Below are 13727 nucleotides of genomic sequence, written 5' to 3'. Positions count from 1 at the left end.
TCCCGTATCAAGTGCCATACAAGACACTTTAGTACGGGATTGACATCTTTCAATGAATTTCTAACTCAGAACACTAGCGTACATCTTCAGACGCCTCTCCAGCTCTGTGCCATTGCGTTAGCCCATGGGTTGAGCACCAGCGCTCGCGAGCTGTGCAAGCAGACGTGGGAGCTGACGACCGGTTATCAGCTTGCAAATCGTTTAAACCCGTCGGGCTCGGGTATCGGCTGTGGTTTCTATGATGAGTCTGGGACGGGCGACTCTGGCGGCATCAGTGCCGTAATGAATAAGTACCTCTTTGACACATGTTTCAACCCCCTGATCGACCGTGACAACATCTTTCTTTTCGCGGATCATTGTCTCCGCAACCTAGAGAGTAGCTTCTGGGCTGGCGGTAGCGATAGAGGGTACGTTGCTACGGTGAATGGTCTGGTTGCGGGTCTTTGCCCCGAAGAGTTGAAGAAGTATTGGTTGTCGATCAAGCCTCAAATTCAAGCATCAAACCTACCCGGAATTGATAGGCGGGTTGTTACGTTGAACTACGTGGCCACATACTCCGAGCACCTACCCAAGGTTTTCGCCGTTCTTGACGACTTTTGCAAAGTGCAGCCGGAGCAATTCGGGAGCGTGGAAGTGAACTAGCCGTAAGCTCGGGGGATCCCGTCACACTCGCTAATAAGTCGGCCAAGTCTGGGCACACCTTTCTATGACTTGGAGGGTCGACACGAACGACAAGCGAACGCTGCCGCACAATTATCAATTTCGACACGCTCCGTAGGACGTGTCCCCATCGCTAGGCCGCCGTCGGCGACCTGATCGAATATGGCTTGAAGCGCACGACCTCCTCACCGATCCAGTCATTAAGCTGCGCGAACCGCCGCTGCAACGGTTCGATTTCATTGCACCCGAATACCTCGGCGGCCGTGTCGGCTGCGCCAAAGCCACACGTGGGCAAGCTGGTATGTGCAGCGCGGCACGCCGTTACAGGTGCTGAAGGAGCTGGGGGGATGGGAAACGCTAGAGATGGTGCAAAGGTACGCGCACCTGTCGGCCGATCACCTGGCTCAGTGGGTGCAGCCGATGATGGTGCCAGCTATACCGCAGTTAGCTGCAATTTAGCTGTAGTTCGGAGGGGGAGAAAACGGGTGGATTCGTTGGAACCCTTGTCAGGGTTGGTGCGCCCGGCTGGGATCGAACCAGCAACCCCTGCCTTCGGAGGGCAGTACTCTATCCATTGAGCTACGGGCGCTTCAACACGAAAGCGCGGCAACCTGAGCGGGAGCGACGCCAAAGCGAGACCGCAAGGATACCCGGTTTCGTCCGAACCGTCCACCGGACGGCCTGCATGGCGATATTTGGCGCTTCAGAACCGCCGCCCGAGCGCCGCAAGGAGCGCCCGACGATGCGGGTAAACGCCTGCTGAACACCTCGCCGCGCCGCTCGCCGCCGCCGAAACGTTGCGTCTATAATCGTCCGTGGCTGATTCAAGAACAAGAAGTTGCCGTCACGCTGTACCGCTCACATACCCACGGAGACGAGACAAGCATGAGCGAAGCACCACACGGAGCCCCGATCAAAACCCCCAAGCAGCTCGTCGCTGCGATCATCGCGGGGTTTGCTGTACCGATCGTTATCATCGTTCTGCTGGCGGTCTACGTCGATAACTCGACCCGCACCGGCGCCGGCACAGACAGTCTCTCCGAAGCCGAGGTCAGCGCCCGCATCAAGCCGTTGGCGCAGGTCGACATTCGTGACGCCAACGCGCCGCGCGTCTACAAATCCGGCGAAGAAGTCTACAAGGCCGTTTGCTCCGCGTGTCACGCGTCGGGCACGGCAGGCGCGCCGAAATTCACCAATACCGCCGACTGGGCGCCGCGCATCACGCAAGGCTTCGACACGCTCCTGCATACGGCGCTGACCGGCAAGGGCGCGATGCCCGCGCGCGGCGGCACCAGCCCTGACGACTACAGCGACTTCGAAGTCGCCCGCGCGGTGGCGTATATGGTGAACAACTCCGGCGCGAGCTTCCCTGAACCGGCTCAACCCGCAGCGGCGGCTTCGGGTGCGGCAGCAGCGTCGGGCGCAGCCGCCGCGGCGCCGGCCGGCGCCTCGGACGCTGCGGCCGCCCAAGCCGCAGCTGCCCTGGCGGCGATGGCTAGCGTGCCGCAAGCAGCCGCGCCAGCAGCAGGCGCCACGCAAAGCGCGGACGCATCGCAAGCCGGCAAGGCGCTGTATCAGCAGGTTTGCCAGGCATGTCACGCGGCAGGCGTGTTGAACGCACCGAAATTCGGCGACAAGGACGCTTGGGCGGCGCGGCTGAAAGAACCGATGGACACCGTCTACAACTACGCGCTGCACGGCAAGGGCGCGATGCCGCCGAAGGGCGGCTCCACTGCCTCCGATACTGACGTGAAAGCCGCTGTCGATTACATGGTCAGCGCGGCGAAATAAATCGCCTTTCTGGCGTGTCCGGCAACACGAAAAATCCCTGCGCCGTGGCTACACGGGCAGGGATTTTTTACGCGTGATTCGTTTTATGCGCCGGTATGGTTATCGTCTAGTGCAACAACAATCGCCGGCCGGCTAAACGCCTCGACGAACGCCAGCGCCGGCGTACTTCGCGCGAGCGACGTGAAATGCTCGCGCAGGTCGGCCGGCGCGAGCCACGGATAGCTCAAGCCCTTTTGCAACGCTGCGAGCAAGGCCCCGTCCGCATCGGGCACGACATCCATGCGCGCGATGTGGATATGAAAACCCGTGACGTTCGCCGCGTCATCGAATCTCCAGCGATACACGCCATGGCCGACGCGCAAGGCCCCGGTCGCGAGTTCGCGCATCACCACCAGCCACGGTAAAGCGTCGATCGTGCGGTCATTGACCGTCAGCGAGTCGCACACGTAATAGGTCCGGCACTGCGCATACTGAGCGCCGAAATCGCTCACGAGCGTTTTCGCGATCGCATCGGTTCCGACGGTGCGCGCCGGAAACGCGATATTCGACGTCGCCAACGAAATGGTCAGCACCGCCTCCGGCACAAAGGCCGCGGCGATGCGTTCGGCACGCGTGTTGTCCTTCGCGTCGATGTAGGTTTCGAGCGCGCGGCGATAGTGCGCGAGGGGCGGCGTGGTCATGCAACGGTCTCCGGGTAACGTCCAGTTATCGAGCCGTGCCACTGTAGCGCCCGCGCCCTTCAAAACCGCCGATGCACCTGCCGCGCGCGGGGTTTTGCCAACGCGCGCTCGCGTTCACATTCAGGGTTTCTGCAACAGCGCCTTCAAACTTGCGAGCCGGTCTTTCGGCGACATCGGCGCTTCCTCGGGCGTCGGCGGCGGCGCATCGTCGAGCAGCATTTCGGGGATGAAGCGCGACGGCTCGCACACCACCGTTTCGCGCGCCCGCTTACGCTTCTTGCACCAGTTCAGATGCAGGCTGCGCTGCGCCCGCGTGATCGCGACGTACATCAGGCGGCGCTCTTCCTCGATGCGCGCGTCGTCGACCGGTTCGTCGTCGGCGCCGCCGCGGTGCGGCATGATGCCTTCCTCCACGCCCACCAGAAACACGTGCGGATACTCCAGCCCCTTCGATGCGTGCACCGTCGAGAGCCGCACCGCGTCCGGATCTTCTTCCTTGCCTTCGAGCATCGACATCAGCGCGACCGTCTGGATCAGGCCGAGCAGATTCTTGCCGGTGTCGGCGAGGCCGTCGGCATTGTCGTAGCCGGTTGCTTCGCCGCCGTTGCCGAGATCGGGCTCAGCCTTGGTGCCCTTGCGCTTGAGCCATTCCATGAACTCCAGCACGTTTTGCCACTTGGCCTGCGCCTGACGTTCGTCGAACGCATCGTACAGATAGGCTTCATAGTGGATCGCGTCCATCAGTTCGTCGAGCAAGGTGCCCGCGGCATCCTTCTCGGCGCGGTCGGTGAGGCGCTGCATGAAATCGCAGAACACGCGCATCGGCTCGATCTGACGCGGCGAGAGGCGCGCCTCGATGCCGCCCATATACACCGCCTCGAACAGCGACACCTTGGCCTGGCCGGCGAACGAGCCGAGCGCCTCGAGCGTCGTATTGCCGACGCCGCGGCGCGGCGTGGTGATCGCGCGGATGAACGCGGGGTCGTCGTTCGCGTTGGCGATCAGGCGCAGATAGGCGCAGATATCCTTGATCTCGGCTTTGTCGAAGAACGACTGCCCGCCGGACAGCACATACGGAATCCGTTCGCGCCGCAGCACCTGCTCGAAGATGCGCGCCTGGAAATTGCCGCGATACAGGATCGCGTAGTCGCGGAAATTCGCGCGCCGTTCGAACTTGTGCGCGGACAGGCGGAACACCACGGATTCCGCTTCGTGCTCTTCGTCGTTGCACGGCGTGACAGTGATCGTGTCGCCCATGCCGTGCTCGGACCACAACTTCTTCTCGAACAACTTCGGGTTGTTCGCGATCACATTGTTGGCGGCGGTCAGAATGCGCACCGTCGAACGGTAGTTCTGCTCCAGCTTCACCAGATGCAGCTTCGGGAAATCCTTGCCGAGCTGCGCGAGGTTTTCGAGCGTCGCGCCGCGCCAGCCGTAGATCGCCTGGTCGTCGTCGCCCACTGCCGTGAACGCCGCGCGCGGGCCGGCCAGCTGCTTCAGCAACTCGTACTGGCAGGCGTTGGTGTCCTGATATTCGTCGATCAGCAGATAGCGCAGCTTGTTCTGCCAGCGGTCGCGCACCTGCTCGTTCTTCGCGAAGAGTTCGGCGGGCAGGCGGATCAGGTCGTCGAAATCGACCGCCTGATACGCGTGCAGCGTCGCCACGTAGTTGCGATAGACGATCGCGGCCTGGTGCTCGTCCTCGTTCGCGGCGATCGCGATCGCCTCTTCGGGCATGATCAGGCCGTTTTTCCACAGCGAGATGATCGACTGGATCTTGCGGATGAAGCCCTTGTCCGTCGAACCGACCTGTTCCTGAATCATGCCGAAGCAGTCGTCCGAATCCATGATCGAGAACTGCGGCTTCAGACCGACGTGTTCGGCTTCCTGACGCAGGATCTGCACGCCGAGCGAGTGGAAGGTGCAGACCGTCAACTGATTGACGGGCACTTTGCGACCTTCCTTGCCGGGCGTGGTGAGCGTCTTGCCTTCGAGCAGCTTGCCGACGCGCTCGCGCATTTCCGCCGCGGCCTTGTTCGTGAACGTGACGGCGGCGATGTGGCGCGGCTCGAAGCCTTTGGCTTCGATCAGGTGCGCGATTTTCTGCGTGATCACGCGCGTCTTGCCGCTGCCTGCGCCGGCGAGCACGAGACACGGGCCGTCGAGATAACGGACCGCTTCATTTTGAGCGGGGTTCAGGCCTGCGGACATCGTCTGTGGATGGGTAATGCGGTTGAGGGCGCTTGGGTGCGGGTCGCCAGACCGAAAGCCCCGGGGGCATGCTTCGCAGAGCGGACGGCTGGAACGGGCGCCTCTCGTGGTGCGAAGGGCGTTCCGGCTCGCCGCGATCCGCGCGAGAGGAGCGATGTTAACACGGAAGCACACGGAAGCCCGCCGTGGCTGCCTTAACAGCCGCGACGACAGATAGCTCCGACAGACACCCGCGACGACGCTGACAGTCCGTCTTCGGGACATGCCACAATTACGTTGTTGCGCGCCGTCGCCGCGGTGGCAAAGCGGCGCGCCGTTTTTGCAGGAAGACACGCATGTCCGCATCGTTGAAGATTGGATTGATGGGTTACGGTTTTGCCGGCGCGACCTTCCACGCGCCGGTGATCGAGCACTGCGGGCGGGCGAGCGTCGCCGCGATCGCGACCAGCCAACCCGAGCACGCACTGGCCGACTATCCGCACGCGAAGGTGGTCGCCGATCTGGACGCGCTGCTCGCGCTCGACGAAATCGACTGCGTCGTGATCGCGACGCCCAACGACACGCACTTCGACCTCGCTCGCCGAACGCTCGAAGCGGGCAAGCACGTGGTGGTCGACAAGCCCGTCACGCTCACCGCCGCCGACGCGCACACGCTCGCCAACATCGCGCTCGTCCGCAGCCGGCTATTCGTGCCTTTTCACAACCGTCGCTGGGATGGCGATTTTCTGACCGTTCGCGATCTGCTCGCCAGCGGCGAGTTGGGGCGCATCACGCAATATGAATCGCATTTCGACCGGTTCCGGCCGGAGATTCGGCAGCGCTGGCGCGAGGAAGCTTCGCGAGGCGGCGGTTTGCTGTTCGATCTCGGGCCGCATCTGATCGACCAGGCGCTGGCGTTGTTCGGCACGCCGGCGGCGGTTTCGGCGACGGTCCGGGCGCATCGCGATCAGGCTAGCGCGCCGGATTATGTGCATATCCAGCTGGGCTATGGCGCGTTCGAGGTCGTGTTGCATGCAAGCGCGCTGACGGCGCTGGTCGCGCCCAGGTTTGCGATTCACGGCACGCGCGGCAGCTATGTGAAATACGGGCTCGATACGCAGGAAGATCAGTTGAAGGCCGGCTTGCGGCCGGGGGATGAGGGGTTTGGCGCCGGCAATACGGCGGGCGTATTGCGTGTGCTTGAAGGCTCGCAAGAGGTTGAACGCGAGGTTCCCACTCGCAACGGGAACTATGCCGGGTTTTATATTGCGCTCGCTGATGCCATTCAGAACGGCGTGAAGTTTCCTGTCAGCGCGCAAGATGCTGTCGATGTCATGACGGTTGTCGAGCTTGCAGCCCGGAGCTCGGATGAAGGGGTTCGGCTGGGATTTGAGCGTATTCGATAAGAAAGAAAAAACCGGCGGCGCGGGGGCACACAGACAAATGCCGCCGCCCAAAAAAACCAAAACTGACAATCCGGAAAGGAATATCCCGTTACAAAAAACCCACCCGAGCAGTCAGCGCCCGGCAAGGTGAAACCGTTCCTATTCCAGGCAACAAAACAAACTCGGGAGAATCCATGCATCGTTCCATCCGCGCGCTCACCGCATGCGCATTGCTCACCTCGCTGGCCGCCTGCGTGGTGGCCCCCCAACCCGCGCCCGCGCCGCGCCCCAATCCGCAGCAAATCGCGGACCAACGTCTCCATCAGGTCGACGGCCGCATCGATAATCTCGGCCGCCGTATCGACGCCCGCGTGAACGAGGGCTACTACCCGCCCCCGCAAGGCGCCGCGCTGCATCATCGTCTGGACGTGATCCGTCAGGAAGCCCACGACATGGCCGCACAGCACGGCGGCGGCATCTCCGGCGACGAACAACGCGTGCTGAATCAGGAACTGGACAACGCAGCCCACGCCATCGGCGAATAATCGCGCACCAAGTCGCGCACCAAGTCGGGCATCGAAACAACGGCAGCAATCGCGCGGGCATCACGTCCCGCGCTTTTTTTTTGAGGCACGCCATCCCGCCGCGCCAATCGGCATGCCGCTTGCAGGCCTTTATTTGACAAGCCCCCGGCCCTCGCGTACATTCGCCGCACGCGTCGGGAGAGCGCGCTGGCCGCATTTTTCAGCAGGCCGCGCCGCCGAAGGGGCACACCCGCAAACTCTCAGGCAAAAGGACCGACCGCGTCGAAGAACCCGCCTCACGGCCAAGGTTTTTCGCACTCTGGAGAGCGGCAGTAGCCGTCTGCGTCGTGCATATGACTCAGACTTAGGCAGGCTGCCCACCGAAGGGGCGCGCGTTTCACCGTAGCGATTCGAATCACGTCGCCCGGCAGCGCAATCTCTCAGGTATCGAGGACAGAGGGGTCATGCAACGCATCGCTCGCAGGCATCAGGCCGCGAGGCGTCGCGCCGCATGGCCTTTTTTGTTTCGCGAGATGCCCGAGGCCCCATGACCGAACTCAAACACACTCCGCTCAACGCCACCCATCGTGCGCTCAACGCCCGCATGGTCGATTTCGGCGGTTGGGACATGCCCGTCAACTACGGCTCGCAGATCGACGAACACCGCGCCGTGCGCACCGACGCCGGCATGTTCGACGTCTCGCACATGTGCGTCGTCGATTTCACCGGCGAGCGCGTGCGCGCCTTCTTCGAATACGCACTGGCGAACAACGTCGCCAAGCTGCAAACGCCGGGCCGCGCGCTCTACTCCTGCCTGCTGAACCCGAACGGCGGCGTGATCGACGATCTGATCGTCTATTACTTCGGCGAAGATCACTTCCGCGTGGTCGTCAACGCCGGCACCGCCGATAAAGACGTCGCCTGGTTCGGCCAGCTCAACGCCGAAAGCGGCTTCGGCCTGACCATCACGCCGCGCCGCGATTACGCGATCGTCGCCGTGCAAGGCCCGAATGCGCGCGAAAAAGTCTGGCAAACCGTACCGGCCGTGCGCGCCGCCACCGAAGCTCTGAAGCCCTTCAACGCCGCGCGCGTCGAAGGCACGCCGTTCGGCGAATTGACCGTCGCGCGCACCGGCTATACCGGTGAAGACGGCTTCGAAATCATCGTCCCGGCAGATCACGTCGTCGCGCTGTGGAACGCGCTGCAAGCACAAGGCGTGCGTCCGGCGGGCCTCGGCGCGCGCGACACGCTGCGCCTCGAAGCCGGCATGAACCTGTACGGCCAGGATATGGACGACAACGTCTCGCCGCTCGACGCCGGCCTCGCATGGACCGTCGATCTGACCTCGCCGCGCGACTTCGTCGGCAAGGGCAAGCTCGAAGCAGAAGGCTCGAAGGCTGCGTTCGTCGGCCTGATTCTGCTGAAGGAAAACGGCAAGGCGGCAGGCGTGCTGCGTGCGCACCAGAAAGTCGTCACGCCGCACGGCGACGGCGAAATCACCAGCGGCACCTTTTCGCCGACCATGCAGGAATCGATCGCCTTCGCACGCGTGCCGAAAGGCGTGCAGCCGGGCGACACCGTTCACGTTCAGATTCGTGACAAAGCCCTTCCCGCAGGCGTGGTAAAACTGCCGTTCGTGCGCAACGGCAAAGTGCTTGCGGTTTAAGCGGCCGCGCGTGCGTCTCCCTCAAGAAAACCCCGGGCCGCCCCAAGTTTTCCGCTCCGCAGGAAGTCCCCCGCCCCGAAGGAAGTCCCCTTGGGGGATTGGGGGATTGCCCCCTCGGGGGCCTGGCGCGAAGCGACAGGTTTGGGAGCCCTTTTATTAAATATCTACCGAATTACACCGCATAGGAGCAACCGATGAGCATCCCGGCCGATCTGAAATACACCGAATCGCACGAATGGGTCCGCACCGAGGCGGACGGCACGCTGACGGTCGGCATTACCGACCACGCGCAGGAAGCGCTCGGCGACATCGTCTTCTTCGAAGTCCAGGAATTGGGTAAGACCGTTACGGCAGGCGACACCGTCGCCGTGATCGAATCGGTGAAAGCCGCTTCCGATATCTACGCCCCGGTCTCGGGCGAAATCATCGAAGCGAACACGACCGTGGCCGACACGCCTGATTCGGTCAACAGTGCGCCGTACGAAAGCTGGCTCTTCAAGATCAAGCCCGCCGACGGCGCCACGCAAGATGGTTTGCTCGACGCCGACGCGTACTCGAAGTCGATCGGCGCCTGATCCACCTACTCGTTTAAACCGTCAGGTGCGGCCTCCGTCAGCATGGCGCGCCGCACCGCCAGGAACACCCATGAAGCTCGAACACCCGGATCGTCTGATGAACCGCACTCCTCTCTCGCTCGCCGCGCTCGAAGTGCATGACGCCTTCGCCGAACGGCACATCGGCCCGGATTCGGCCGACCAGCATGCGATGCTCGAAGCCTTGGGCTTCGCGTCGCGCGCCGCGCTGATCGACGCCGTGATCCCGAAGACGATCCGCCGCAGCGAAACGCTGCCGCTCGGCCCCTTCGCGCAGCCGAAGAGCGAGGCCGAAGCGCTCGCCGCGTTGCGTGAACTGGCGGACAAGAACCAGGTGTTCCGCTCGTACATCGGGCAGGGCTATTACAACGCGCACACGCCGACGGTGATCCTGCGTAACGTGCTGGAAAATCCGGCGTGGTACACCGCGTACACGCCGTACCAGCCGGAAATCTCTCAGGGCCGTCTGGAAGCGCTGCTGAACTTCCAGCAGATGATCGTCGACCTGACGGGTCTGGCGATCTCGAACGCATCGCTGCTCGACGAAGCCACCGCCGCCGCCGAAGCGATGACGCTGCTGCAACGCATCGGCAAGCCGAGGTCGAACGTGTTCTTTGTGGCCGACGACGTGCTGCCGCAAACCATCGAAGTGGTGAAGACCCGCGCGACGCCGGCCGGCATCGAAGTGAAAGTGGGCCCGACCGCGGACGCCGCGAACGCCAACGCGTTCGGCGTGCTGCTGCAATACCCGGGCGTGAACGGCGACGTGCGTGACTACCGCGCGCTGACCGAAGCGATCCACGCCGCGGGCGGCCATGTGGTGGTCGCCGCCGATCTGCTCGCGCTCACCGTGCTCACGCCGCCGGGCGAATGGGGCGCGGACGTGGCCGTCGGCAATACGCAGCGTTTCGGCGTGCCGGTCGGTTTCGGCGGCCCGCATGCGGCGTACCTCGCCGTGCGCGACGAATTCAAGCGTCAGATGCCGGGGCGTCTCGTCGGCGTGACTGTCGACGCGCAAGGCAATCCGGCGCTGCGTCTCGCGCTGCAAACGCGCGAACAGCATATCCGCCGCGAGAAAGCGACCTCGAACGTCTGCACCGCGCAGGCGCTGCTTGCGATCATGGCGAGCATGTACGCGGTCTATCACGGCCCGCAAGGCCTCAAGACGATCGCGCTGCGCGTGAATCGCATCGCGGCGCTGCTCGCAGCCGGCGCGAAAAAGCTCGGCTACACGCTCGTCAATGAGACGTTCTTCGACACGCTCACGTTCGAAACCGGCGCGCGCACCCAGGCGCTGCATGACGCGGCGACGGCCAGGCGCATCAATCTGCGCCGCGTGAGCGACACGCGCGTGGGCATCTCGATCGACGAAACCACCAAGCGCAGCGACCTAGCCGACCTGCTCGCCGCGTTCGCGCAAGCAGCCTTTGTCGACGAAGTCCCGCAAATCGATGCCCTCGACGCAGAACTCCCCGCACAGAGCACGGTGCCGGCAGCGCTCGAGCGCACCAGCGCCTATCTCACGCACCACGTGTTCAACCGCCACCATTCGGAAACGGAAATGCTGCGCTATCTGCGCAGCCTGTCGGACAAGGACCTCGCGCTCGATCGCTCGATGATCCCGCTCGGCTCGTGCACGATGAAGCTGAACGCGACCTCGGAAATGCTGCCGGTCACGTGGCCCGAATTCGGTCAGATTCACCCGTTTGCTCCGGCTGAGCAAACGGTCGGCTACCGCGAAATGATCGATCAGCTCGAACAGATGCTGGTCGCGGCTACCGGCTACGCGGCCGTGTCGCTGCAACCGAACGCCGGCTCGCAAGGCGAATATGCGGGCCTTCTGATCATTCACGCGTACCATGCGTCGCGCGGCGAAGGGCACCGCAACGTCTGCCTGATTCCCGCTTCGGCGCACGGCACGAACCCGGCGTCGGCGCAGATGGCCGGCATGCAGGTGGTCGTGGTCGCGTGCGACGCGCAAGGCAACGTCGATATCGAAGACCTGCGGAAGAAAGCCGCGCAACACGCCGGGAAGCTCGCGGCGATCATGATCACGTATCCGTCGACGCACGGCGTGTTCGAGCAGAACGTCCGTGAAATCTGCGAGATCGTGCATGCGCACGGCGGCCAGGTCTATGTGGACGGCGCGAACATGAACGCCATGGTCGGCCTGTGTGCGCCGGGCCAGTTCGGCGGCGACGTGTCGCATCTGAACCTGCACAAGACGTTCTGCATTCCGCACGGCGGCGGCGGACCGGGTGTCGGTCCGGTCGCAGTCGGCGCGCATCTCGCGCAATTCCTGCCGAACCAGATTTCGTCGGGCTACGAACGCACGCCGAACGGCATTGGCGCGGTATCGGGCGCACCGTACGGCTCCGCTTCGATCCTGCCGATTTCGTGGATGTACATCGCGATGATGGGCGCGAAGAACCTCACCGCCGCCACCGAAACCGCGATCCTCAACGCGAACTATGTCGCGAACAAACTCGCGCCGCATTATCCGGTGCTGTATTCGGGCCCGGGCGGACTGGTCGCGCACGAGTGCATTCTCGATCTGCGCCCGCTCAAGGAGACGAGCGGCATTACCGTCGACGACGTCGCCAAGCGCCTCGCCGACTACGGCTTCCACGCGCCGACCATGAGCTTTCCGGTGCCGGGCACGCTGATGGTCGAGCCGACCGAATCGGAATCGAAGGAAGAACTCGACCGTTTCATCGAAGCGATGATCGCGATCCGCGAGGAAATCCGCGCAGTGGAAGAAGGCCGCTCGGACCGCGAAGACAATCCGCTCAAGCATGCGCCGCATACGGCAGCGGTAGCCATCGCGAATGAATGGAAGCATGCGTATGCGCGCGAAACCGCAGCCTATCCGCTGCCCACTCTGATCGCGAAGAAGTACTGGCCGCCCGTCGGCCGTGCGGACAACGTGTACGGCGACCGCAATCTGTTCTGTTCCTGCGTGCCGGTCGCCGACTACGAGTAATCGCGGCCATGACCGCGCATTGCCCGCAGGTTGTAAGCGGGCGCTGCGCGGTTCTGTCGTTCGTGCCCGCAAACGGCTAACATCACACACCGAATCAGCCCAACGAGGAGTTTCGCATGGCGCGAAAGGTGCGATTGATGCAAAGCCGGACCGAAATAAGGCGAGCCCAGACGTGGCAGCAGACGTGCGCGCTATTGTTGGCTGGCGCGGCCGTGCTGCTGCCGCTGCGGCAGGCGCAAGCCGCGATGAATTTTTGTGCGGCGCCCGCGCTGCAAACCAGCGAGCGGACCAACGCCGATCCCGGCGTCAAAGCCCTGGTGAGCAATGTGCAGGCGCATCTGAACGACCCGCCGCGAGCGCTCGCGACACTGCATACCGAAGGCACGCTGCCGCACGAGGGCATCTACGATCAGAGTGTCGAGGCGGAGAAAGATCTCCCCCTGCTGCGCGACGCCGCGCTGGCATGGCGCGCGACCAGCGACGATCGTTATCTGAAGCTGGTCGACCGTTTGCTGTTTGCGTGGGTCACGACTTATCAGCCGAACTTCAATCCCATCGACGAAACCCATTTTGAGGGCCTGATTCTCGCCTACGACATGACCGCGAGCGCGTTGCCGGTGAAAACCCGCAACGCGTCGATGGCGTTTCTGACGAAGCTCGCCAGCGGCTACATCGCGCAGATCGACGCGCAGCCGCGCCCGCTCAAGGGCACGTATCGCAACAACTGGCAGAGTCACCGAATCAAGCTGGTTGCGATGGCCGCGTTCACGCTCGATAACCGCAAGATGATCAATGCGGCGCAGCGCCTGTTTGACGAGCATATCGGCGACAACATCGCGCCGGACGGCTCGACCGTGGATTTCGGCGAACGCGACGCACTGCATTACGTCACCTATGACCTGCAACCGCTCGTGACCGCCGCGCTCGCCGCGCGCCGCCACAACCGCAACTGGTTGCCGGAGAAGGGCACGAACGGCGCATCGCTGGAGGGCGCGCTCAACTGGCTTGCGCCGTATGCGGATGGCAGCAAGACGCATGAAGAATTCGTGCATTCGAACGTCGCGTTCGATGCCAAACGTCGCGAGGCCGGCTTGCCCGGCTATTCGGGTCAGTGGGACCCGAAGAACGCGACGGAACTGTTTCACCTGGCGGCGCGTCTCGATGGACGCTATACGCCGATCGCGCTGCAGCTCGCGCCGGCGCCGCCCGCGTGGCTCGCCGTGTGCTTACCGCTGCCGGCGCGCTAAACTCACTT

The 13727-nt window shown here is 63.4% G+C and carries 9 protein-coding genes, 1 tRNA gene, 2 pseudogenes and 2 riboswitches; of the genes and pseudogenes, 9 read left to right on the top strand and 3 right to left on the bottom strand.

From position 1 onward, the window contains the following. Together AC3WLT_RS05085 and AC3WLT_RS05080 are read left to right on the top strand one after the other, a co-directional pair. A pseudogene (locus tag AC3WLT_RS05085) lies at positions 1-642 on the top strand (hypothetical protein); the annotation flags it as partial. Between the two features lie 300 nt (positions 643-942). After that, positions 943-1119, top strand: a pseudogene (locus AC3WLT_RS05080) (tyrosine-type recombinase/integrase); the annotation flags it as partial. A 54-nt stretch (positions 1120-1173) separates the two neighbouring features. On the opposite strand, the gene AC3WLT_RS05075 reads toward AC3WLT_RS05080, so the two are convergent. Beyond that, positions 1174-1249, bottom strand: a tRNA-Arg gene (locus AC3WLT_RS05075). A 296-nt stretch (positions 1250-1545) separates the two neighbouring features. Between AC3WLT_RS05075 and AC3WLT_RS05070 the strand changes: the two genes are divergently transcribed. Continuing rightward, entirely contained in the window at positions 1546-2451 is a 906-nt protein-coding gene (locus AC3WLT_RS05070; RefSeq protein WP_492590817.1) for a c-type cytochrome, read from the top strand. A gap of 83 nt (positions 2452-2534) precedes the next feature. Here the strand turns inward: AC3WLT_RS05070 and AC3WLT_RS05065 are convergent, their stop codons facing one another. Beyond that, a complete protein-coding gene (locus AC3WLT_RS05065) occupies positions 2535-3131 on the bottom strand; it encodes a hypothetical protein (protein ID WP_492590816.1) in 597 nt (198 codons plus the stop codon). A gap of 120 nt (positions 3132-3251) precedes the next feature. Next, positions 3252-5342: a UvrD-helicase domain-containing protein gene (locus AC3WLT_RS05060; protein ID WP_492590815.1), complete on the bottom strand. Its 2091-nt coding sequence runs from the start codon at positions 5340-5342 to the stop codon at positions 3252-3254. A gap of 335 nt (positions 5343-5677) precedes the next feature. On the opposite strand from AC3WLT_RS05060, the gene AC3WLT_RS05055 reads away from it, so the two are divergent. The 6 genes from AC3WLT_RS05055 (at position 5678) to AC3WLT_RS05030 (ending at position 13719) form a co-directional block, all read left to right on the top strand. Beyond that, positions 5678-6727 carry an oxidoreductase gene (locus AC3WLT_RS05055; protein WP_492590814.1) on the top strand — a complete coding sequence of 350 codons (1050 nt, stop codon included), beginning with the start codon at positions 5678-5680 and terminating at the stop codon, positions 6725-6727. Between the two features lie 173 nt (positions 6728-6900). Beyond that, the gene (locus AC3WLT_RS05050) at positions 6901-7251 is read left to right on the top strand and encodes a hypothetical protein (RefSeq protein ID WP_492590813.1); all 351 of its coding nucleotides are present in this window, start codon (positions 6901-6903) and stop codon (positions 7249-7251) included. 164 nt (positions 7252-7415) lie between these two features. After that, positions 7416-7516, top strand: a riboswitch (glycine riboswitch). Positions 7517-7539: 23 nt separating this feature from the next. Further along, positions 7540-7697, top strand: a riboswitch (glycine riboswitch). 80 nt (positions 7698-7777) lie between these two features. Beyond that, positions 7778-8896, top strand: coding sequence for a glycine cleavage system aminomethyltransferase GcvT (gcvT, locus tag AC3WLT_RS05045; RefSeq protein WP_492590812.1), 1119 nt, complete (start codon positions 7778-7780; stop codon positions 8894-8896). A gap of 194 nt (positions 8897-9090) precedes the next feature. Next, positions 9091-9471, top strand: a complete 381-nt coding sequence (gcvH, locus tag AC3WLT_RS05040; RefSeq protein ID WP_492590811.1) for a glycine cleavage system protein GcvH — start codon at positions 9091-9093, stop codon at positions 9469-9471. A gap of 70 nt (positions 9472-9541) precedes the next feature. Then, positions 9542-12472 carry an aminomethyl-transferring glycine dehydrogenase gene (gcvP, locus tag AC3WLT_RS05035; RefSeq protein WP_492590810.1) on the top strand — a complete coding sequence of 977 codons (2931 nt, stop codon included), beginning with the start codon at positions 9542-9544 and terminating at the stop codon, positions 12470-12472. A 116-nt stretch (positions 12473-12588) separates the two neighbouring features. Then, positions 12589-13719, top strand: a complete 1131-nt coding sequence (locus AC3WLT_RS05030; protein WP_492590809.1) for an alginate lyase family protein — start codon at positions 12589-12591, stop codon at positions 13717-13719. The last annotated feature ends 8 nt before the right edge of the window (positions 13720-13727 follow it).

It is taken from the genome of Paraburkholderia sp. FW306-2-2C-D06C (assembly GCF_058781505.1).
The sequence above is the reverse complement of the archived record's forward strand: the minus strand, read 5'-3'. Positions and strand labels throughout refer to the sequence as shown.

What these genes read in the sequence shown, in the direction of transcription:
- AC3WLT_RS05060 (WP_492590815.1), bottom strand. Translation starts at nt 5,342, where the DNA reads ATGTCCGCAGGCCTGAACCCCGCTCAAAATGAAGCGGTCCGTTATCTC.
- gcvP (WP_492590810.1), top strand. Translation starts at nt 9,542, where the DNA reads ATGAAGCTCGAACACCCGGATCGTCTGATGAACCGCACTCCTCTCTCG.
- AC3WLT_RS05065 (WP_492590816.1), bottom strand. Translation starts at nt 3,131, where the DNA reads ATGACCACGCCGCCCCTCGCGCACTATCGCCGCGCGCTCGAAACCTAC.
- AC3WLT_RS05030 (WP_492590809.1), top strand. Translation starts at nt 12,589, where the DNA reads ATGGCGCGAAAGGTGCGATTGATGCAAAGCCGGACCGAAATAAGGCGA.
- AC3WLT_RS05050 (WP_492590813.1), top strand. Translation starts at nt 6,901, where the DNA reads ATGCATCGTTCCATCCGCGCGCTCACCGCATGCGCATTGCTCACCTCG.
- gcvH (WP_492590811.1), top strand. Translation starts at nt 9,091, where the DNA reads ATGAGCATCCCGGCCGATCTGAAATACACCGAATCGCACGAATGGGTC.
- AC3WLT_RS05055 (WP_492590814.1), top strand. Translation starts at nt 5,678, where the DNA reads ATGTCCGCATCGTTGAAGATTGGATTGATGGGTTACGGTTTTGCCGGC.
- gcvT (WP_492590812.1), top strand. Translation starts at nt 7,778, where the DNA reads ATGACCGAACTCAAACACACTCCGCTCAACGCCACCCATCGTGCGCTC.
- AC3WLT_RS05070 (WP_492590817.1), top strand. Translation starts at nt 1,546, where the DNA reads ATGAGCGAAGCACCACACGGAGCCCCGATCAAAACCCCCAAGCAGCTC.